At 71.1% G+C, this 24,788-nt stretch carries 2 protein-coding genes (both only partly in view); both read right to left on the reverse strand.

Annotated features, from left to right (window positions below; genetic code table 11):
* On the reverse strand, positions 1-3,254 hold the 5' end (the start) of the coding sequence (locus ACQUSR_RS07310) for an amino acid adenylation domain-containing protein (protein ID WP_431041735.1). The gene continues 9,553 nt to the left of window position 1, outside the view; 3,254 of the gene's 12,807 nt are visible here — the first part of the coding sequence; the start codon lies at positions 3,252-3,254; its stop codon lies beyond the left edge, outside the window.
* Positions 3,254-24,788, reverse strand: the 3' portion of a protein-coding gene (locus ACQUSR_RS07315; RefSeq protein ID WP_431041736.1) for a non-ribosomal peptide synthase/polyketide synthase. It continues 1,019 nt past the right edge of the window; only the last 21,535 of its 22,554 coding nucleotides appear in the window; its start codon lies off the right edge, out of view — the gene reads right to left on this strand; its stop codon occupies positions 3,254-3,256. The genes ACQUSR_RS07310 and ACQUSR_RS07315 overlap by 1 nt, the downstream gene beginning before the upstream one ends.

The following is a 24,788-nucleotide window of genomic DNA, read 5'->3' on the forward strand; positions in this document are numbered from 1 at the left end:
GCGACGTTCGCCGCGCCACCGTCGACGGTCGCGACGACGCGCTCGACCTCGTCGGTGGTCAGGTCGACCAGCGGGAGCATGTCGGGCGTGATCGTCTGGGCGTCGGCCGGGATGGCGTTGGCCGGGACCTCGACCTGCTCGGCCTCCGATGCGGCCGCCAGGCCCGCCACGGTCGGGGTCTGGAACAGCGCCCGCACCGGCACGGTCACACCTCGGGTGCGCAGGATCTCCACCAGGCGGATGGCCAAGAGGGAGTGACCGCCCAGGGCGAAGAAGCTGTCGTCGACACCGACGCACTCCAGGCCCAGGACCTCAGCGAAGGCCGCGCACAGGATCTCCTCACGGACCGTCTCCGGGCCACGGCCCGAGCCGGTGCTGTACTCAGGGGCGGGCAGGGCCTTGCGGTCGAGCTTGCCGTTGGGCGTCAGCGGCAGCGTGTCCAGGACCATGACGGCCGTGGGGACCATGTACTCCGGCAGGCGTGTGGCAGCAACCTCCCGGACAGAGTGCGGCAGCTCCCCGGCTGCCCCTTCGGCCGGGACGACGTACGCGACCAGGCGCTTGCCACCCGGAGCGTCCTCGCGGGCGATGACGGCGGCCTGAGCGACCTGCGGGTGGGCGGCGATGACGGCCTGGATCTCGCCCGGCTCGATACGGAAACCACGAATCTTCACCTGTTCATCGGCGCGGCCCAGGTACTCCAGCTGACCGTGGTCATCCCAGCGGGCCAGGTCGCCGGTGCGGTACAGGCGCTCGCCCGGCTCGCCGTACGGGCTGGCCACGAACCGCTCCGCGGTCAGGCCAGCGCGGGACGCGTAGCCGCGGGCCAACTGCACGCCCGCGATGTACAGTTCCCCGCTCACGCCGACCGGCACCGGCTGCAGCGCCGCGTCCAGAACATACAGGCGGGTGTTGGCCACCGGACCACCGATCGGCACGACCGGCTCGCCCGCATGGCACTGCCAGGCGGTCACGTCGACCGACGCCTCCGTCGGCCCGTACAGGTTGTGCAGCTCCACCTGCTCGCCCAGGACCTCAAAGAAGCGGTCCTGCACGCTCGCTGTCAACGCCTCACCGGAGCAGACCACGCGCCGCAGCTGCTCGCCGGCGCCAACGGCGGCAGGGTCACTGAGGAAGGCTTCCAACATCGAGGGCACGAAGTGCACCGTCGACACCCGCTCCGCCGCGATCACCTCGGCCACATACGCCGGGTCGCGGTGGCCGCCCGGACGGGCCACCACCAGCACCCCACCCTCGATCAGCGGCCAGAAGAACTCCCACACCGACACGTCGAAGCCGAACGGGGTCTTCTGCAGCACCCGCTCACCCGGCACCAGACCAAAGCGGGACTGCATCCAGGCCAGACGGTTCACGATGCCCGAATGCGAGACGACCACGCCCTTGGGGCGGCCCGTCGACCCGGAGGTGAACAGCACATACGCCGCCTGATCCCCGCGCAGCACACCACGCTCAGACTCCGACAACGCCCCCGACTCAACACCCGCCAAAGACGAGAACGTCTCCGCCGACACCACCACCGAAGCACCCGCATCCGCGAGCATGAACTCCACCCGCTCAGCAGGCAGTTGAGGGTCGACGGGAAGGTAGGCAGCGCCCGCCTTCAGGACACCGAGGAGCGCCACGACCAGGTCGACACTGCGCTCCAGACGCACCCCCACCACCGACTCAACGCCCACGCCCTGAGTGATGAGGTACCGCGCCACCTGATTGGCGCGAGCGTCGAGTTCGCCGTACGAAACCTCAACACCCTCAGCAACAACGGCCACCGCATCCGGCGTCCGCACCACCTGCGCCTCGAACAGCCGAGAGAGCGTCTTCGAAGACTCCGGCACCTCAACGGCCGTGTCGTTCCACTCCGTCAGCACCCGCCGACGCTCCACCTCCCCCAACACATCCACCGAACTCAACCGCAGCTCAGGCCGCTCAACCACCGCGCCAAGCACCCGCACCAGACCCGCGACAAGACGCTCCACCGAACCCACATCGAACAGATCCGCCGCCGCGATCACCGCACCACGCACCCCGGCCGGCACACCACCCGGACCGAAGACCTCACCGACAGTGAACTCAAGGTCGAACTTGGCGGCCGACTCGGTCGCGTACAGCCTTCCGGCCTGCTGGGCGCCCGAGAGGTCCAGGGACGTCTGGGCGTTGTTCTGCAGGGTCAGCATGACCTGGAACAGCGGGTGCCGGGACAGGGAGCGGGTCGGGGCCAGCTCCTCCACCAGGCGCTCGAACGGCACGTCCTGGTGCGCGAACGCGGAGATGCTCGCCTTGCGTACGCGGGCGACGAGTTCGCGGAACGTGGGGTCGCCCGACAGGTCCGTGCGCAGCACCAGCGTGTTCACGAACAGCCCCACCATGTCGTCCAGGGCTTCGTCGGTGCGCCCGGCGACGGCCGCGCCGACGGGGATGTCGGCGCCGGCGCCCATGCGGGAGAGGAGCACCGCAAGGGCGGCCTGGAGGACCATGAACGGCGTCGCGCCCTCGGCACGGGCCAGGTCCACCAGGCGTGCGTGCACCTGCGCCGGGACGTCCAGGGGGACGGTGTGCCCGCGGTAGCTGGCCACGGCCGGGCGCTGCCGGTCGTAGGGCAGCGTCAGCTCCTCCGGTGAGCCCGTCAACGTCTCGCGCCAGTAGGCGACCTGGCGCGAGAGCACGCTGTCGGGGTCCTGGTCGTCGCCGAGGAGTTCGCGCTGCCAGAGCGCGTAGTCGGCGTACTGCACCGGCAGCGGCTCCCACTCCGGAGCCCGGCCCGCGCAGCGCGCCTCGTACGCCATCGACACGTCCTGCGCCAGCGGGCCCATCGACCAGCCGTCGGCCGCGATGTGGTGCACCACCACGAGGAGCACCTGCTCATCGGGGGCGGCGCGGAACAGCCAGGCACGGATGGGCACTTCGGCGGAGAGGTCGAAGGCGTACTGCGACGCTTCCGTCACCGCGGCGTCCAGGTCCGCCGGCCCGCCCGCGGTGGCGGGCAGGTCGACGGTCCTGAGCTGCCAGTCGACGTCCTCGAGCTTCAACGCCCGCTGGTGCGGCTCGCCTTCGGACACCTCGAAGACCGTGCGCAGCACTTCGTGGCGGCCGATGACGTCCCGCAGCGCCGCGTTCAGGGCCTCGGTGTCGACCTGGCCGGTGAGGCGCAGGGCCGTCGGGATGTTGTACGCGGGGCTGGGGCCCTCGAGTTGCTCGATGAACCACAGGCGGCGCTGCGCGAAGGACAACGGAAACATCAGGACTCCCCCTGGTTACGCATGGGCCGCAACGCCGGCCGTGCTGACTTCTTCTTCTTGCCGAGCTGCTGGGCGAGCCCCGCCGGCGTCGGCGCGTCGAACAGCGTCGCGATGCTGAGCTCCACGCCGAGCGCCGCCCTGATGCGGCTGACCAGGCGTACCGCGAGGAGGGAGTGGCCGCCGATGGCGAAGAAGTCGTCGTCGACGCCGACCTTCTCCATGCCCAGGACCTGGGCGAACGCCTCGCACAGGGCCGCTTCCTCGGGGGTGGACGGGCCCCTGCCGGAGTCCGCCGTGACGGCGTACTCGGGGGTGGGCAGTGCCTTGCGGTCGAGCTTGCCGTTGACCGTCAACGGCAGCGTCTCCAGGACCACGACCGCAGACGGGACCATGTAGCCCGGCAGTCGCTCAGCAGCGAACTCCCGCACCGACTGCGGCAGTTCAGCACTGTCCACGCCCTCGGCCGGAACGACGTAGGCCACCAGGCGCTTGTCACCCGGGGTGTCCTCACGGACGATCACCGCCGCCTGCGCCACCTGCTCACACGCCGCAAGCACCGCCTCGATCTCACCAGTCTCGATCCGGTAACCCCGCACCTTCACCTGGTCATCAGCACGCCCGACGAACTCCAGCTCACCAGCCCCGTTCCACCGCACCACATCGCCCGTGCGATACATCCGCTCACCAGCGGCGCCATACGGGCAGGCCACAAACCGCTGCGCAGACAGCCCGCTACGGCCCAGGTAGCCGCGGGCCACACCGGCACCCGCCACATACAGCTCACCCGCAACCCCAGCCGGAACCGGCTCCAGACGACCATCGAGCACGAAGAGCCGCAGATCCGGAATCCCCCGGCCGATCACGCTGGCCGCACCCGCGGTGGCCGCACGCTCATCCAGCGGCACATACGTGACATGCACCGTGGTCTCAGTGATGCCGTACATGTTCACCAGTCGCGGCGCATCCGCCCCATGACGGCCATACCACTCCGCCAGGCGCGCCGGATCCAGCGCCTCACCACCGAAGACCACCGTCCGCAAGGCGAGTTGCTCACCAAGCTCCGGTGCGGCCGCCTCGGCCTGCGTCAGCTGATAGAACGCCGACGGTGTCTGGTTCAACACCGTCACCCGCTCCGCCACCAACAACCGCAAGAACTCCTGCGGCGACCGCGACACCTCGAACGGCACCACCACCACACGCCCGCCGTGCAGCAGCGCACCCCACAGCTCCCACACCGAGAAGTCGAACGCGAACGAGTGGAACCACGTCCACACATCCTGCGGTCCGAACCCGAACCAGCCACCGGTCGCTGTGAACAGCCTCGCCACATTCCCGTGCGAGACCACCACACCCTTCGGGCGGCCCGTGGAGCCAGAGGTGTAGATCACGTACGCCGCATGGCCGGCCAGCAACACCCCATCACGCTCCGCCTCCGACACCACAGAGGCATTCAGGGCCGCCAACTCCGCTGCCACGGACGGCTCGTCGAGGACGATTCGCCGCAGGCCGTCGGGGAGCACCCCGGCCTGTGCCCGGGTGGTCACCACCACGTCGGCGGCGGCGTCCTCCAGGACGAACGCGATGCGCTCGGCGGGGTAGTTCGGGTCGATCGGCAGATACGCGGCGCCTGCCTTGAGGACTCCGAGCAGCGTCACGATCAGGTCGATGCCGCGCTCCAGGCAGACGCCCACCACGGACTCCGGGGCGATGCCCTGAGCGATGAGGTGGCGTGCCAACTGGTTGGCGCGGGCATCGAGGTCGGCGTACGAGACCTCGGCGCCGTCGAACGTGACGGCCACCGCGTCCGGCGTGCGGGCGGCCTGCGCCTCGAACAGCTGCGGAATGGTCTCCGTCGGCACCGGCACGTCGGCCGCCGGGGCGTTGCACTCCACAAGGAGCCGCTGCCGCTCAGTCTCGCCCAGGACGTCCACCGTGTTCAGCGGCCGGTCGGATCCGCCTTCCAGCGCCTCCTCCAGTGCCGCCACCACATCATCCGTGGCGGTGGCGACCAGCGCGGCGACCGCCTGCGAGTCCACCGACGCGACCGCGTCCACCGCGAGCGACAGCTCCGCACCGTCGTCGTCCACCGACACCGACAGCGGGTAGTTCGTGCGCTCGCGCGAGAAGACCGTCCGGATCCCCTCCAGAGCCGAGCCAGTGCTCTCACTGGCCTCAGCACCGCTGTTGTGCCGGTAGTTGAACAGCGACGTGAACAACGGGGTATCCCCCGCCACCCCACTGGCCTGCTGCGCCAGCGCCAGCGGCGCATGCTCATGCTCCAGCAGGCCGGCCAGCTGACCGCCCATCGCCCGCACCGCCGCCAGCACACCGGCCTCTTCCAGGCGCACCCGCACCGGCAGCGTGTTGATGAACGGACCGGCCACCCGGTCCGCCCCCGCCCCGGCGTTCATGCGCCCGAACAGCACCGTGCCGAAGACGACATCGTCACGGCCGCTGACCGCGCCCAGGACCCGCGCCCACGCGACATGCATCACCGTGGCCGGGCTCGCGCCCGCACGCCGCGCCGCCACCCGCAACCGCCCCGACAGCTCCGCGCCCAGATCGGCGATGGCACGCGAGACATCCGCGCCCACACCCCGCACATCCACCAGGCCATACGGAGCCGTCGGCTCGTCCACATCACCGAGCAGCTCGGTGAAGTACCGCTCGTGCTCGGCCCGTTCCACCCCGCCACGCGCCTGCGCCACGAAGTCACGGAACGGCAACGCCTCCGACAACTCCCCACCCCGACCGGACAGGAACGCCTCCACCTCACCGAGGACGACCGCCATCGCGGTGTGGTCCTGGATCGTGTGGTGCATGCGCAGCAGAGCGAGCCAGCGGCCGGCCGGCGCGGCGGCGGTGTGCATGCGGATCAGCGGGGCCCGGTCCAGGTCCATGGAGAGGCCGACCCGGGCGACCAGGTCGCGCGCCAGGTCCTCGCTCTGGAGGTCGAGTTCGACCTCCTCGACGGGGAGTTGGGCGGTGCGCCAGACCACCTGCACCGGCTCGCGCAGGCCCTCCCACACGATCCCGGTCCGGTAGATGTCGTGCCGGTCCACAACCCGCTGCAACGCCTCCGTGAACGCGTCGAGGCGCGTACGGCTGTCGAACTCGACCACCATCGGCGTGACGTAGGCGTCATCGCCGCCGTCGGCGAGCAGGTGGTGGAAGAGCAGGCCCTCCTGGAGCGGGGCCAGCGGGTAGACGTCCGCGACGTTCGCCGCGCCGCCCTCGACCGTCGCGACGACCCGCTCGACCTCCTCAGCGGTCAGGTCGACCAGCGGCAGCATCTCCGGCGTGATCGTCTGCGCGTCCGCCGGGATGGCGTTCTCCGGGACCTCGACCTGTTCGGCACCGGTCTCGGCGGCGAGACCCGCGACCGTCGGGTTCTGGAACAGCGCCCGCACCGACACGGTCACGCCACGGGTACGGAGGACCTCCACCAGGCGGATCGCGAGCAGCGAGTGACCGCCCAGCGCGAAGAAGCTGTCGTCCACGCCGACGCTGTCCACGCCGAGCACCTCGGCGAACGCGGCGCACAGGATCTCCTCACGGAGCGTCGACGGGCCACGGCCCGCACCCGTCGCGTACTCCGGAGCAGGCAGTGCCTTGCGGTCCAGCTTGCCGTTCGACGTCAGCGGCAGCGCCTCGAGGACGACGACCGCCGACGGCACCATGTACTCCGGCAGGCGTTCGGCGGCCGACTGTCGTACGGACTCGGGCAGTTCAGCGCCGTGCGCGCCCTCGGCCGGAACGACGTACGCGACCAGGCGCTTGTCACCCGGAACGTCCTCGCGAGCGATCACCGCGGCCTGAGCCACCAGCGGATGCGCGGCCACCACGGCCCGCACCTCACCCGGCTCGATACGGAAACCACGGACCTTCACCTGCTCATCCGCACGACCCAGATACTCCAGCTGACCTTCGACGCTCCAGCGCACCAGGTCACCCGTGCGATACATCCGCTCACCCGACCCACCAAACGGACACGCCACAAAGCGCTCCGCCGTCAGACCAAGACGGCCCACATAGCCACGCGCAAGACCCGCACCCGCCACATACAGCTCACCAGCCACACCCGGCGCCACCGGAGAAAGCCACTGATCCAGCACGTACACACGGGTGTTGGTGATCGGCGAGCCGATGCCCGGCGCGTCGCCGGCCGTCAGCGGCTGCGACATGGACACGCACACCGTCGACTCGGTCGGGCCGTAGGCGTTCACCAGCCGTCGGCCGGTGCCCCAGGCGGTGACCGACTCGGCGGCCAGGGCCTCGCCCGCGGACACCACCGTCGACAGCGACGGCACGTCCCGCGGGTCGAGGACGCCGAGGACGGCGGGCGGCAGCGTCGCGTGCGTCACCGCGTGCCGCGCCACCAGCTCGACCAGGCCTGCGCCCGGCACCAGCTCATCGGCCGGTGCCACCACCAGTCGCGCTCCGGCGCACAGCGTCACCCAGATCTCCGCCGACGCCGCGTCGAAGCCGACGGACGCGAACTGCAGCACCCGGCTCGCGCCGTCCACCGCGAACCGCTCCGTCTGGGCGGCCACCAGCGACGCCACGCCCGTGTGCGGCACCGCGACGCCCTTGGGCGTGCCCGTCGACCCCGAGGTGTAGATCACCCATGCGGGGTGCGCGGCCGTCAGCGGCGCGCCACGGTCCGCGTCCATCAGCGGCGAGGCCTCGAAAGCGGTCAGGTCCCGCGCAGTCGCGGCATCGTCCAGCACCACGCTCCGCACCGACGGCGACAGCCGCGGCAGCACCGCGGTCAGCGCCTGAGAGGTCACCACCACACCGGCGGCCGCGTCCTCCAGAACGAAGGCGATCCGCTCGGCGGGGTAGGCCGGGTCGACGGGCAGATACGCACCGCCCGCCTTCGACACCGCGAGGACCGTCGTCACGAAGTCGACGCCGCGCTCCAGGCACACGCCCACCACGGACTCCGGGCCCACGCCCTGGCCGATCAGCAGCCGCGCGAGGCGGTTCGCGCGCGCGTCCAGCTCCGCGTACGACACCTGGAGGCCGTCACCGGCGACGGCCACCGCATCCGGGGTCCGCGCCACCTGCGCCTCGAACAGCTGCGCAGTCGTGGCCTGCGCCACGTCGGCCGCCGTGTCGTTCCACTCCACGAGGACCCGGCGCCGCTCGGCCCCGTCAAGGGCCTCGACAGCGCTGAGCGGCTGGTCCGGTTCGGTGGCGACCGTCTCGAGGACGCGGGCGAGGCGCCCGGCGAGCCGTTCGACAGTGGCGGGCTCGAAGAGGTCCGCGGCCGCGATCAGCGCGCCGCGCAGTCCCGCGGGACTGCCGTCGGCGTCGAAGAACTCGCCGACGCTCACGTCCAGGTCGAACTTGGCCACATCGGTGCCGCCGGTCGGTGCCGCCGCTGCTCCCCCGATGCTCACCCCGGACAGGTCCAGGATCGCGTCGGCGTTGTTCTGCACCGCGAGGGTCACCTGGAACAGCGGGTGCCGGGACAGGGAACGCGTCGGTGCCAGCTCCTCGACCAGCCGCTCGAACGGCACGTCCTGGTGGGCGAAGGCGGACAGACCCGTCTCGCGCACCCGCGAGAGGAGGTCGCGGAACGTCGGGTTCCCCGACAGGTCCGCGCGCAGCACCAGCGTGTTGACGAAGAAGCCGACCAGGTCGTCGAGGGCTTCGTCGGTACGGCCCGCGTTCACCGAGCCCATGGGGATGTCGGTGCCCGCGCCCAGGCGGGAGAGCAGCACCGCGAGTGCGCCCTGCAGCGCCATGGCCACGGTCACGCCCTCGGCGCGGGCCACCTCCGCCAGGCGGGCGTGCACCTCCGCCGGGACGTCCAGCGGCACGCGGTGCCCCTGGTAGCTGGCGACCGCGGGGCGCGGGTGGTCGAAGGGCAGCTCCAGCTCCTCCGGCGCACCGGCAAGTGCCTCGCGCCAGTAGGCGACCTGCCGGGATATCGGGCTCTCCGGGTCCTGGTCGTCGCCGAGCAGGTCGCGCTGCCACAGCGCGTAATCCGCGTACTGCACCGGCAGCGGCTCCCACTCGGGAGCGCGGCCCGCGCAGCGCGCCTCGTACGCCGTCGACACGTCCCGCGCCAGCGGGCGCGTGGACCAGCCGTCGCTCGCGATGTGGTGCATGGTCACCACGAGGACATGGTCCTCCGGGGCGACCGAGAACAGCCAGGCGCGGATCGGTACTTCGGCGGAGAGGTCGAAGGCGTACCGCGTGGCGCCGTCGATCGCGTCGGCCAGGCCCGCTTCCGGCACCTCGCTGACGTGCAGGCCCCACTCCAGGTCCGCGATGCCGAGGATGCGCTGGTAGGGCTCGCCGTCGGCGGTCGCGAAGACTGTGCGCAGCACCTCGTGACGGCCGATCACGTCCCGCAGCGCGGCGTCGAGCGCGGCGCTGTCCACCGCGCCGGTGAGGCGCACGGCGACCGGGATGTTGTAGGCGGGGCTCGGGCCCTCCAGCTCGCCGATGAACCACAGACGTCGCTGGGCGTACGACAGCGGAACCCGCTCCGGACGCTGCTGCGCCGTCAGGGCCACGCGGGCCCCGTCGGCCTCGTCGATGCTGGCGGCGAGTCCGGCCACCGTCGGCGCCTCGAACAGGACGCGGATCTCCAGCTCCACGCCGAGCACCACCCTGATGCGGCTGACGAGGCGCACGGCGAGCAGGGAGTGGCCGCCGAGTTCGAAGAAGTCGTCGTCGACGCCGACCTCGTCGAGGCCGAGGACCTCGGCGAACGCGGCGCAGAGGATCTCCTCGCGGGCGTTGGCGGGCCCGCGGCCCGCGCCCGCCGCGGCGGCGCTGTCCGGGGCGGGCAGCGCCTTGCGGTCCAGCTTGCCGTTGCTCGTCAGCGGCAGCGCCTCCAGGACCACGGTGGCCGACGGCACCATGTGCCCGGGCAGCCGCTGCTCGGCGAACTCCTTCGCCGCTGTGGTCAGTTCGGCCGCGTCCACCTCCTCGTCCATGGGGACGAGGTAGGCGACCAGGCGCTTCTCGCCCGGGGTGTCCTCGCGGGCGATCACCGCGGCGTGGGCGACCTGCGGGTGGGCGGCCAGTACGGCCCGCACCTCACCCGGCTCGATACGGAAGCCACGGATCTTCACCTGGTCGTCGGTGCGGCCCAGGAACACCACCTGGCCGTCGGCCGTCCACCGCGCGCGGTCGCCGGTACGGTACATCCGCTCACCCGCCGCACCGAACGGACAGGCCACGAAACGCTCCGCGGTCAAGTCGGGACGGCGCACGTAGCCGCGCGCCAACTGGGCACCCGCGACATACAGCTCACCGACGACACCCGGCGCCACCGGGCGCAGTGCTGCGTCGAGCACGTACAGGCGGGTGTTGCCGACCGGCGCTCCGACCGGCACCACTCCGCCGGCCACCCGCTCCGCGGTCAGGCGCGTGGTGGCGACGCCGATGGTGGCTTCGGTCGGACCGTAATGGTTGAACACGGCTCGGTCGCCCGCGGCGGCCACGAGTTCCCGCGCCCAGGCGGGCGGGGCGGCCTCACCGCCGAGCACCAGCGAGCCGCCGGGCAGGACCTTCGCCAGACCGTCGGCGGCGCCGAGCGCCGCGAGGTGGGAGGGGACCGCCTTGAGGTGGTCGATGCGGTGCTCGGCCAGGTAGCGGCTGACGGCCGCCGGGTCGGTGACCGCGCCCTCCTCGAGTACGTGCAGTTCACCGCCGGAGACGAGGCTGGCGAAGACCACGGTGTTGCCGAGGTCGGTGGCCTGCGCCTGGAGCAGGGCGTACCTGTCCCCGGGAGCGCCGAATCCGACCCGGGCGGGGACGGTGGCGACGTAGTTGGCCAGGGAGCCGTGCGTGATCGCGACACCCTTGGGGCGGCCCGTCGAACCGGAGGTGTAGATGACGTAAGCGAGCCCGTCCGGGTCCGTCGTCACCTGCGGGGCGGTGTCGGGTTCCATCGACAGCTGCACGCCGAACAGCGCTTCGTCGACCGCGATCGTGCGGACCCCGGCGACGGGCAACTCGTCCAGGATGTCCTCGATGCTCAGGAGGAGCACCGCGCGGGTGTCCGCCAGCATGAAGGAGATCCGCTCGGCGGGCTGTGCCGGGTCGATGGGCAGATAGGCCGCACCGGCCTTCCACACCGCGAGGATCGCGGCAATGGTCTCCACACCACGCGGCAGGCACAGACCCACCACCGACTCCGCTCCCACACCCTGGTCCACCAGGAAATGGGCAAGGCGGTTGGCGCGGGCGTCGAGCTCGGCGTACGAGACCTCGTCACCATCGGCGACAATCGCCACCGCATCCGGCGTACGAGCCACCTGCTCCTCGAAACGAGCCGCCACCGCACCGGCCGGAACCTCGACCGCGGTGTCATTCCACTCCACCAGCACCCGGCGACGCTCGTCGGCGTCCAAGACGTCGACCGCGCTCAGACGGGTCGCCGGGGCGGCGGTCAGGAGATCCAGCACGCGGGCCAGGGCGGAGGCGATCCGCTCGGCCGCCGCGGCGTCGAACAGGTCCGCGGCCACGATCAACGTGCCGCCGAGTCCGGCGGGCGCGCCCTGGGCGTCGAACTCCTCGGCGACCAGCACGTCCAGGTCGAACTTGGCATTGCTGACGCCCGCCGACATCCCGCCGGCCCGCACCTCGCCCAGGTCCAGGACCGCCTCGATGGTGTTCTGCATCGTCAGCACGGTCTGGAAGAGCGGATGGCGCGCCATGGAGCGGGACGGGGCCAGCTCCTCGACCAGACGATCGAACGGCACGTCCTGGTGCGCGCCACCGGCCAGATCGGCCTCCCGGACCCGGGCGAGCACATCGGTGAAGGCCGGATCGCCGGACAGGTCCGCGCGCAGCACCATCGTGTTCACGAAGCATCCGACCAGGTCGTCGAGGGCTTCGTCGGTGCGGCCCGCGTGGGCCGAGCCGATCGGGATGTCGGTGCCCGCACCGAGCTGGGACAGCAGCACGGCGAGGGCGGACTGGATCACCATGAACGGCGTCGCGCCTTCGGCCCGCGCCAGCTCCAGCACGCGCGCGTGCACCTTCGCCGGAACCTCGATCCGCGTGGCATGTCCGCGGTGGGAGGCGACGGTCGGGCGGGGCCGGTCGAAGGGCAGCGCCAGTTCCTCCGGCGCACCAGCAAGGGTCTCGCGCCAGTAGGCGACTTGACGGGAGAGCGTGCTCTCCGGGTCGTTCTCGTCGCCGAGCAGGTCGCGCTGCCACAGCGCGTAGTCGGCGTACTGCACCGGCAGGGGCTCCCACTCCGGAGCCCGGCCCGCGCAGCGCGCCTCGTACGCAGTCGACACGTCCCGCGCCAGCGGAGCCATCGACCAGCCGTCGGCGGCGATGTGGTGCACCACGACGGCGAGTACGTGCTCGTCCGGGCTGACGGTGAACAGCTCGGCGTGGAAGGGCAGATCGGAGGAGAGGTCAAACGCGTGCCGCGCCGCCTCGGCCACCGCGGCGTCCACGTCCACCGCGGCCACCTCGCGGACCCCCATCTCCCACCGGAGGGCTTCAGGGGCGAGGACCTGCTGGTACGGCTCGCCATCAGCGGTGGCGAAGACCGTGCGCAGGACCTCGTGACGGGCGATGACGTCCCGCAGCGCGGCGTTCAGCGCCCCGGCGTCCATGACGCCCTTGAGCCGCAGCACCGTCGGAATGTTGTAGGCGGGGCTCGGACCCTCCAGCTCGTTGACGAGCCACAGACGGCGCTGCGCGAACGACAACGGCAGACGCTCCGGACGCTCCTGCGCCGTCAACGCCACCCGCGCCCGATCGGCCTCACCGATACGGGCCGCGAGGCGAGCCACCGTCGGCGCCTCGAACAGTGCGCGCAGCGACAGCTCGACCCCGAGGACCGAGCGCACCCGGCTCATCAGCCGCACCGCGAGCAGCGAGTGGCCGCCCAGGGCGAAGAAGTCGTCGTCGACACCGACGCCGTCCACGCCCAGGACCTCGGCGAAGACCCCGCTCAGGATCTCCTCCTGGACCGTGGAGGGACCGCGGCTCGAGCCGGAGGTGTACTCGGGGGCGGGCAGGGCCTTGCGGTCCAGCTTGCCGTTCGGCGTCAGCGGCAGCGCGTCGAGGACGACGACCGCGGAGGGCACCATGTGCGCGGGCAGCAGGGCGGCCACCGCTTCACATATGGCCAAAGGCAGTTCGTCGCTGTTCGCGCCCTCACCGGGTACGACGTAGGCGACGAGACGCTTCTCGCCCGGGATGTCCTCACGGGCGATCACCGCCGCCTGGGCCACCTGCGGGTGGGCGGCCACCGCCGCCTGCACCTCGCCCAGCTCGATCCGGAAGCCACGAACCTTGACCTGCTCGTCGGCACGGCCCACGAACACCAGCTGACCGTCCGCGTTCCACCGCACCAGGTCACCCGTGCGGTACATGCGCTCACCGGCCGTCCCGAACGGGCAGGGCACGAAGCGCTCGGCGGTCAGAGAGGGACGGTTCAGGTAGCCGCGGGCCAGGCCCGCGCCCGCGAGGTACAGCTCACCCACGGCGCCAACGGGCACTGGGGCAAGGAACTCATCCATCACGTAGGCACGGGCATTGCCGACCGGGGAACCGATCGCCACTTCCTGCGCCCCAGGAGTGCACCGCCATACGGCCGCGTCCACCGTGGTCTCCGTCGGACCGTAGGTGTTGAACAGCACCCGTCCCGCCGACCAGCGCTTCACGAGCTCCGGCGAGCACGCCTCACCACCGACCTCAAGGACCACGCCCTCGGCCACCGAACTCGGCTCGAGCCCGGCCAGCACCGCAGGCGGCAGCGTCGCATGCGTGATCTGCTGCTCGGCGAAGAACCCGGCCAGCTCCTGGCCGAGACGCCGCTCACCCGGCACGACGACCAGCGTCGCACCCGACGTCAACGCCAACGACCACTCCAGGCAGAAGTTGTCGAAGCTCAGCGAGGCGAACTGCGCCACCCGCGAGCCGGCACCCGCACCAAACCGGGCCATCGCAGCCGCGCGCATGTTCGCGAACCCGCCATGCGTGACGACCACACCCTTGGGACGGCCGGTGGAACCGGAGGTGTAGATGACATACGCAGGGTGAGCAAGGGAGTTCGCCCCCTGCTCGACCCCGGCGACCGGGGCGTTGGCGAGTGCGGCTGCCGTCTCCGGGGAATCGACCAGCGTCACAGCCACCGAGGCGGGCACGGCCTCGACCGTGCCCGTGGCCCCCAGGACCACGACCGGACGGGCATCGTCCAGCATGTGGGCCACCCGCTCGGCCGGGTAGGACGGATCGACCGGCAGATAAGCAGCCCCGGCCTTGAGCACACCAAGGAGGGCCACCATCAGCTCGACGCCGCGCTCGAGGACCACGGCCACCAGCGACTCCGGACCCACGCCCTGGCCGATCAGGTGGTACGCCAACCGGTTGGCGCGGGCGTCGAGTTCACCATACGAGAGTTCGGTGCCGTCAGCGACGACGGCGACGGCGTCTGGGGCCTGGGTAGCCTGCGCCTCGAACAGCTCCGTGACCGTGGACGGTGCCACGTCGGCGGCAGTGTCGTTCCACTCCACGAGGAGACGCTGGCGCTCGCTCTGGTCGAGGACGTCGAGACCGCTCAGCGGCTCGTCCGTGTCGCTCTCCAGCGCCGCCACCAGGTTCTGCGTCGCGTTGGCCACCAGTGTGGCGACTGCCTGCGCGTCGATCGGCGCGACGGCATCCACGGCCAGGCCGAGCCCGTCACCGTCGTCATCCACGGAGACCGACAGCGGGTAGTTGTCGGCTTCCCGGCTGTAGACGACCTTGATGTCGCCCTCAACCGCACCCTGCTCCGTGGCCTCGGGCCGGGCGGCGTTGTGGCGGTAGTTGAACAGCGAGCTGAACAACGGAGTACCCCCCGCAACACCACTGGCCCGCTGAGCCAGCGCCAGCGAGGCGTGCTCATGCTCCAGCAGCGCGGCCAGCTGATCACGCATCGCGGCCACCGCCGCCCGCGGCGACAGCTCCCCCACGCGCACCCGCACCGGCAACGTATTAATGAACGGACCCGCCGCCCGGTCGCTACCGGCCGCCGCGCTCAGACGACCCAGCAGCACGGTGCCGAAGACGACATCGTCGCGACCGCTGACCGCGCCGAGGACGCGTGCCCACGCCACGTGCATCACCGTGGCCGGGCTCACGCCCAGGCTCCGGGCCACTTCACGGACGCGGCCGTCCAGCTGCGAGTCGAAGCGCAGCCGCGCACGCACCACGCCGGTTCCGTCGCCCAGCGTGTCCACCTGCCCGTACGGGGCCGTCGGTTCGTCGATGTCACCCAGCAGCTCGGCGAAGTACCGCTCGTGCTCGGCCCGTTCGGCTCCGCCCTGCGCCTGGGCGACGAAGTCACGGAAGGGCATTGGCTCGGCCAGCTCCGCACCGCGACCGGCGAGCAGCATCTCGACCTCGCCGAGCAGGAGTTCAAGACCGGCGTGGTCCTGCACCATGTGGTGCACGCGGATCAGCAGCAGCCAGCGGCCTTCGGCAACCTGCGCGGCGTGCAGCCCGAGGAGCGGGGCTCGGCCCAGATCCATCGAGAGGCCCACGATGGTCAGCAGATTCCGCACCGGATCCGCGTTGTGCTGGAGATCAAGTTCGACCTCCTCCACCGCGAGTTGGGCGTGCCGCCACACGACCTGCACCGGCTCAGTCAGGCCCTCCCACACGATGGCGGTGCGCAGGATGTCGTGCCGGTCCACCACCTGCTGAAGGGCGTGGAGGTAGCGGTCAAGGAGGTCGCGTGACGCGAACTCGACGACCGTCGGCGTGACGTACGCGTCCTCGCCACCCTCAGCGAGGAGGTGGTGGAAGAGCAGACCTTCCTGGAGGGGAGCCAGCGGGTAGACGTCCGCCACATTGGCCGCGCCACCGTCGACGGTGGCGACGATCCGCTCGATCTCGTCGACAGTCAGGTCGACCAGCGGCAGCATGTCGGGCGTGATCGCCTGCGCGTCCGCCGGGATGGCGTTCGCCGGTACGACGACGCTCTCCGCACCGGACGCGACCGCAAGGCCGGCCACGGTCGGGGTCTGAAACAGCATCCGCACCGTGACAGACACGCCGCGGTTGTGCAGAACCTCCACCAGCCGGACCGCGAGGAGGGAGTGACCACCCAGGGCGAAGAAGTCGTCGTCGACACCGAGGCTGTCGAGGCCCAGGACCTCGGCGAACGCGGCGCAGAGGACCTCTTCACGGACCGTGGAGGGGCCACGACCAGCGCCCGTCGCGTACTCGGGGGCGGGCAGGGCCTTGCGGTCGAGCTTGCCGTTGGGCGTCAGCGGCAGCGCGTCGAGAACGACGACCGCCGACGGAACCATGTACTGCGGCAGGGACTCGCCGACGAACTGGCGAATCTCCTGATCCAGTTCACCACTCCGCGCACCCTCGGCCGGGACCACGTAAGCGACCAGGCGCGGGTCACCGGAGATGTCCTCACGCACCACGACAGCGGCCTGAGCGACCTGCGGGTGGGCGGCCAGCGCCGACTGCACCTCGCCCAGCTCGATACGGAAGCCACGGACCTTGACCTGCTCGTCGACGCGACCCAAGTACTCCAGCTGACCGTCCTTGTTCCAGCGGACCAGGTCGCCCGTGCGGTACAGACGCTCGCCCGCAGCACCGAACGGATCGGCCACGAAACGCTCGGCGGTCAGGGCAGAGCGATGCAGATAACCACGCGCCAGACCCATACCCGCGATGTACAGCTCACCCGCCACACCCGGCGCCACCGGGGACAGGTGCCCGTCGAGGACGTAGACCCGGGCGTTGGAGACCGGCCGCCCAATGGGCACCGCACCCTGAGCCTCACCGTCGGTGAAGCACGCCGTGGTGTACACGGTCGCCTCGGTCGGGCCGTAGATGTTCGCCACCCGCGCACCCGGCAGCTCCCGACGGATACCCGCCACCGCATCAGCGGTCAGCGCCTCACCAGCCAACACCACCGTACGCGGACGCACCTCAGCCCCACGACCCAAGATCCGGACGAACGCCGAGGGAACACCGCTGACCAGGCTCACCTGCCACGGACCACGCTCGGCATCAGCAAGCGCCAGCAGGTCCGGGACGAGCTCGACAGATCCGCCGGTGACCAGCGGGCCGAACAACTCGAAGACCGACACATCGAAGGTGAACGAGGTCGACAGCAGCACCCGCTCGAAGTCCGCACCACCGAACTCGGCCCCGGCCCACGCAAGCAGGCTCGCCACCGAACGGTGCTCCACCACCACACCCTTAGGGCGCCCCGTGGAACCAGAGGTATAGATCACATACGCCGGATGGACATGGGTCAACACAGATAGGCGCTCACCCTGACCCGGAGCCTTCGCGGACAGCCCGGCCAGGACAGCCACCGTCTCCGAGGCGTCAAGGATCACGGTCTGCGGCGCAGAAGACGGAAGGACGGCCACGGTCGCCGAAGCAGCGATCACCGCTACCGGCTCCGCGTCCTCCAGCATGTACGCGATCCGCTCAGCCGGATACGACGGGTCCACCGGCACATACGCACCACCCGCCTTGAGCACACCCAACAGCGCGGACACCGCGTCCACACCACGCTCCAGGCACACAGCCACCCGCGACTCCGGCCCCACACCCAGACCAATCAGGTGACGCGCCAACCGATTCGCGCGAGCGTCCAGTTCGGCGTACGAAACCTCCGTGCCATCGGCGACAACCGCCACCGCACCCGGAGTCCGCGCCACCTGCGCCTCGAACAACTCCGGAACCGTGGCCTGAGCCACCTCCACGGCCGTGCCGTTCCACTCCGTCAGCACCCGACGACGCTCAGCCTCGTCGAGAAGGTCGACGGTTCCGATGCGTGTGGCCGGGTCGGCGGCCAGGGTCTGGAGCACCTTCTCGAGGCGCCGTGCGAACAGCTCGACGGTCGAGACGTCGAACAGGTCCGCCGCCGCGACCAGGACACCGCGCAGCCCCGCGGGGCGACCCTCGGCGTCGAAGGCCTCGCCGACACTCATGTCCAGGTCGAACTTGGCCACCGGCGCGGACACCGGCGCGGGCTCCGTACCGAGGCCGGGCAGATCCAGGACCGCCTCGGCGTTGTTCTGCACCGTCAGCGCCACCTGGAACAGCGGGTGCCGGGACAGCGAGCGGGACGGGGCGAGTTCCTCGACCAGGCGTTCGAAGGGCACGTCCTGGTGCGCGTACGCCGCGAGAGCCGCCTCCCGGACGCGCGAGAAGAGCTCGGTGAACGTCGGATCTCCGGACAGGTCCGTACGCAGCACCATCGTGTTGACAAAGAAGCCGACCAGGTCGTCGAGGGCTTCGTCGGTGCGTCCGGCGTTTGGCGTGCCGATCGGGATGTCGGTTCCCGCGCCCAGGCGGGACAGGAGCACCGCCAGGGCGGACTGCAGCACCATGGCCACCGTCACGCCCTCGGCCCGTGCCAACTCCACGAGGCGGGCGTGCAGCTCCGCCGGGATGTCCAGCGGGACGCCGTGGCCCCGGTAACCGAGGACTGCCGGGCGGGCGTGGTCGTAGGGCAGCGTCAGCTCTTCAGGGGCCGCGGCCAGCGCCTCACGCCAGTAGTCGACCTGCCGGGATATCAGGCTCTGCGGGTCCTGGTCGTCGCCGAGCAGGTCGCGCTGCCACAGCGCGTAGTCCGCGTACTGCACCGGCAGCGGCTCCCACTCGGGAGCGCGGCCCGCGCACCGCGCGGCGTACGCCATCGACACATCACGGGCCAGCGGACCCATCGACCAGCCGTCACCAGCGATGTGGTGCACCACGACGGCGAGTACGTGCTCGTCCGGGCTGATGGTGAACAGCTCGGCGTGGATGGGCAGTTCGGAGGAGAGGTCGAAGGCGTACGCCGTCGCCCGGGCCACCACGGTGTCCAGGTCCGCCGGAGCCACGTCGTCAGCGCGCAGCTGCCAGTCGAGGTCGGCCACGTCCAGGACGTGCTGGTACGGCTCGCTATCAGCGGTCGTGAAGAGCGTGCGCAGGACCTCGTGACGGGCGATGACGTCGCGCAGCGCGGCGTTCAGCGCCTGGGCGTCCACGGCGCCCTTGAGTCGCAGCACCGTCGGAATGTTGTACGTGGCGCTCGGCCCCTCCAACTGGCCAAGGAACCAGAGGCGGCGCTGGGCGAACGACAGCGGCAGACGCTCCGGACGCTCCTGCGCCGTCAACGCCATGCGCGCCCGATCGGCGTCATCGAGGCGGGCCGCGAGGCCTGCGACGGTCGGCGCCTCGAACAGCACGCGCAGCGACAGCTCGACCCCGAGCACCGAGCGCACCCGGCTCACCAGGCGGACCGCGAGGAGGGAGTGGCCGCCGAGAGCGAAGAAGTCGTCGTCGACACCGACGCTCTCCAGGCCGAGCACCTCGGCGAAGACCCCACAGAGGATCTCTTCGCGGACCGTCACCGGGCCGCGGCTGGAGCCGGTGGTGTACTCGGGGGCGGGCAGGGCCTTGCGGTCGAGCTTGCCGTTGGGCGTCAGCGGCAGCGCGTCGAGGACGACGACCGCCGACGGCACCATGTACTGCGGCAGGGACTCACCGACGAACCGCCGTACACCCTGGGCCAGTTCAGCACCCCGCGCACCCTCGGCCGGAACCACATACGCCACCAGGCGCGGGTCACCGGAGATGTCCTCACGCACCACGACGGTGGCCTGGGCGACCTGGGCGTGCGCGGCCACAGCGGCCTGGACCTCGCCCAGCTCGATACGGAAACCACGGACCTTGACCTGCTCATCGGCACGGCCCAGGTACTCCAGCTGACCATCCGCGTTCCAGCGGACCAGGTCACCGGTGCGGTACAGACGCTCACCCGCAGCGCCGAACGGATCGGCGACAAAGCGCTCGGCCGTCAGGGCGGAACGGTTCAGGTAGCCACGCGCCAGACCCATACCCGCGATGTACAGCTCACCCGCCACCCCCGGCGCCACCGGGGACAGACGGCCATCCAGCACGTACGCCCGGGCGTTGGAAATGGGCCCACCGATGGGCACCGCGCCCTCGGACTCGCCCTCGGTGAAGCACGCGGTGGAGTAGACAGTTGCCTCGGTGGGGCCGTAGATGTTGGCCACCCGGGCACCCGGCAGCTCGCGACGGATACCCGCCACCGCATCAGCGGTCAGCGCCTCACCGGCCAACACCACCGTACGCGGGCGCAGTTCGCCACCGGAACGGCCCAGAATCCGGGCGAACGCCGACGGCACACCACTGACCAGGCTCACCTGCCACGGGCCACGCTCGCCATCGGCGAGGGCGAGCAGGTCCGGCACCAGCTCGACGGAACCGCCGGTGACCAGCGGGCCGAACAGCTCGAAGACCGACACGTCGAAGGTGAACGAGGTCGACAGCAACACCCGCTCGAAGTCCGCACCACCGAACTCCGCCCCAGCCCAAGCCAAGAGGCCTGCCACCGAGCGGTGTTCCACTACTACGCCCTTGGGACGGCCCGTGGAACCAGAGGTGTAGATCACGTACGCCGGGTGAGCGGGCGTCAGGGCAGATACGCGCTCACCCTGCGCCGGAGCCTTCACAGACAGCCCAGCCAGGGCAGCCACCGTCTCCGGGGCGTCGACAATCACGGTCTGCGGCCCGGACGACGGCAGCACCCCAGCAGTCACCGACGCGGTGATCACCGCGACCGGCTGGGCGTCCTCCAGCATGAACGCGATCCGCTCGACCGGATACGACGGATCCACCGGCACATACGCGCCACCCGCCTTGAGCACACCCAACAGCGCGGCCACAGCGTCCACACCACGCTCGAGCGCCACGGCAACCCGGGACTCCGGACCAACCCCCAGACCGATCAGGTGCCGGGCCAACTGGCTGGCACGGGCGTCCAGTTCGCCATACGAGACCTCCGCACCGTCGGCGACGACTGCCACCGCACCCGGAGTCCGCGCCACCTGTGCCTCGAACAGCTCCCCAACCGTAGCCGGAGCCACCTCAAGCGCCGTGTCATTCCACTCAGTCAGCACACGACGACGCTCGGCCTCGCCCAGGACATCGACGGTGTTCAGCGGCCGGTCGGAGCCGCCCTCCAGCGCCTCCTCCAGTGCCGCCACCACATCACCCGTGGCCGTGGCCACCAGCGCGGCGACCGCCTGCGAGTCCACCGACGCGACCGCGTCCACCGCGAGCGACAGCTCCGCACCGTCGTCATCCACCGACACCGACAGCGGATAGTTCGTCCGCTCCCGCGAGAAGACCGTCCGGATCCCCTCCAGAGCCGAGCCAGTGCTCTCACTGGCCTCAGCACCGCTGTTGTGCCGGTAGTTGAACAGCGACGTGAACAACGGAGTGTCCCCCGCCACCCCACTGGCCTGCTGCGCCAGCGCCAGCGGCGCATGCTCATGCTCCAGCAGGCCGGCCAGCTGACCGCCCATCGCCCGCACCGCCGCCAAAACGCCCGCATCCTCCAGGCGCACCCGCACCGGCAGCGTATTGATGAACGGACCAGCCACCCGGTCCGCCCCCGCCCCGGCATTCATCCGCCCGAACAACACCGTGCCGAACACCACATCGTCACGGCCACTGACCGCGCCCAGGACCCGCGCCCACGCGACATGCATCACCGTGGCCGGGCTCGCGCCCGCACGCCGCGCCGCCACCCGCAACCGCCCCGACAGCTCCGCGCCCAGATCGGCGATGGCACGCGAGACATCCGCGCCCACACCCCGCACATCCACCAGGCCATACGGAGCCGTCGGCTCGTCCACATCACCGAGCAGCTCGGTGAAGTACCGCTCGTGCTCGGCCCGCTCCACCCCGCCACGCGCCTGCGCCACGAAGTCACGGAACGGCAACGCCTCCGACAACTCCCCACCCCGACCGGACAGGAACGCCTCCACCTCACCCAGCAGAAGCTCCAGGCCCATGTGGTCGCGGACCATGTGGTGCGCCCGGACCAGGGCCAGCCAGCGGCCGTCCGACACCGCGGCCGTGTGCATGCGGATCAGCGGGGCCCGGTCCAGGTCCATCGTCAGGCCGCCGGCAGCGAGAAGCTGCTCGACCGGCTCGGCACCCTGCGGGTCGAGTGCGACGTCCTCGACGGGCAGGTCGGCGTGGCGCCAGACCACCTGCACCGGCTCGCGCAGGCCCTCCCACACGATCCCGGTCCGGTAGATGTCGTGCCGGTCCACAACCCGCTGCAGCGCCTCCGTGAATGCGTCAAGGCGCTCACGGCTGTCGAACTCCACCACGACCGGAGTCACATACGCGTCCTCGCCGCCATCGGCGAGCAGGTGGTGGAAGAGCAGACCCTCCTGGAGAGGAGCCAGCGGGTACACGTCCGCGACGTTCGCCGCGCCGCCCTCGACCGTCGCGACGACCCGCTCGACCTCCTCAGCGGTCAGGTCGACCAGCGGCAGCATCTCCGGCGTGATCGCCTGCGCGCCCTCAGGGATGGCGTTCGCCGGTGCGACGACGCTCTCGGCGCCCGACGCGGTCGCAAGGCCCGCCACGGTCGGCGTCTGGAACAGCGCCCGCACCGACACGGTCACACCACGCGTACGCAGAAGCTCCACCAGGCGGATCGCGAGCAGCGAGTGACCGCCCAGCGCGAAGAAGCTGTCGTCCACGCCGACGCTGTCCACGCCGAGCACCTCGGCGAACGCGGCGCACAGGATCTCCTCACGGAGCGTCGACGGGCCACGACCCGCACCCGTCGCGTACTCCGGAGCAGGCAGCGCCTTGCGGTCCAGCTTGCCGTTCGACGTCAGCGGCAGCGCCTCGATGGCCACCACGGCCGAGGGCACCATGTACTCCGGCAGCTGTTCGGCCACGAACTGGCGTATGTCCTGGGCCAGTTCATCGCCGTGCGGGGCATCGCCCGGAACGACGTACGCGACCAGGCGCTTGTCACCCGGAACGTCCTCGCGCGCGATCACCGCGGCCTGAGCCACCAGCGGATGCGCGGCCACCACGGCCCGCACCTCACCCGGCTCGATACGGAAACCACGGACCTTCACCTGCTCATCGGCACGACCCAGATACTCCAGCTGACCTTCGACGCTCCAGCGCACCAGGTCACCCGTGCGATACATCCGCTCACCCGACCCACCAAACGGACACGCCACGAACCGCTCCGCGGTCAGGCCATGACGCCCCACGTAGCCACGCGCAAGACCCACACCCGCCACATACAGCTCACCGACCACACCCGGCGCCACCGGAGAAAGCCACTGATCGAGCACGTACGCGCTGGTGTTGGGGATCGGCGAGCCGATGGGGACGACGGCGCCGGGCACCCGCTCGGGCGTCAGACGCGTCGTGGTCACGCCGATCGTGGTCTCGGTCGGACCGTAGTGGTTGAACACGGCACGGTCGTCGCCCGCGGCCTCGAGGAGCCGGCGCACCCACGCGGGCGAGGCCGCTTCGCCACCGAGGACGAGCGACTTGGCGGGCAGCACGGCCGCCGCGTCTCCGGCGGCGGCCAGGGCCGCCAGGTGTGAGGGAACCGCCTTCACGTGGTCGATGGCGTGCTCGGCCAGGTACGCGGTCACCGCGACCGGGTCGGTGGCGGCGTCCTCGCTCAGGACGTGCAGTTCGCCGCCGGTGGTGAGGCTCGCGAAGACGACGGTGTTGCCGAGGTCGGTGGCCTGCGCCTGGAGCAGGGCATACCTGTCCCCCGGAGCGCCGAGGCCCACTCGGCTGGGCACCGTGGACACGTAGTTGGCCAGCGAACGGTGCGAGACGGCCACGCCCTTGGGCGTGCCCGTCGAGCCGGACGTGTAGATGACGTATGCGAGCGCGTCCGCCGCCGGGGCCGTCTCCGGTGCGGTGGCCGTGCACGTACCGATCGCGGCGGTGACCTCGGGGTCGTCGAGGGCGTGCGCGGAGGGCGCCTGCGCGGCCGGGCCCTCGATCAGGGCACGGGTGGTCAGGAGCGTCGCGGCGCCGCTGTCGGCCAGCATGAACGCCACGCGGTCGGCGGGCTGTGCCGGGTCGATGGGCAGATAGGCCGCACCGGCCTTCCACACCGCGAGGATCGCGGCAATGGTCTCCACACCACGCGGCAGGCACAGACCCACCACCGACTCCGCTCCCACACCCTGGTCCACCAGGAAGTGGGCAAGGCGGTTGGCGCGGGCGTCGAGCTCGGCGTACGAGACCTCGTCACCATCGGCGACAATCGCCACCGCATCCGGCGTACGAGCCACCTGCTCCTCGAAACGAGCCGCCACCGCACCGGCCGGAACCTCGACCGCGGTGTCATTCCACTCCACCAGCACCCGGCGACGCTCGTCGGCGTCCAAGACGTCGACCGCGCTCAGACGGGTCGCCGGGGCGGCGGCCACCGCCTCGAGGGCGCGGGCGAAGCGCGTCGCGAGCTGTTCGGCGGTGCCGGACTCGAACAGGTCGGCCGCGGCGGTCAGTACACCGCGGAGGCCTGCGGGGGCGCCCTGCGCGTCGAAGGTCTCCTCGACGCTCAGGTCCAGGTCGAACTTGGCGGCCGAAGCTCCGGCCGCGAGCTCCTCCTCCGCCTCGGTGACGCGGACACCCGGCAGGTCCAGGGAGACCGGGGCGGTGTTCTGGAGGGTGAGCATCACCTGGAACAGCGGGTGGAGCGCGAGGGAGCGGGGCGGT

The organism is Streptomyces sp. P1-3 (genome assembly GCF_050613155.1).
Classification (GTDB): domain Bacteria; phylum Actinomycetota; class Actinomycetes; order Streptomycetales; family Streptomycetaceae; genus Streptomyces.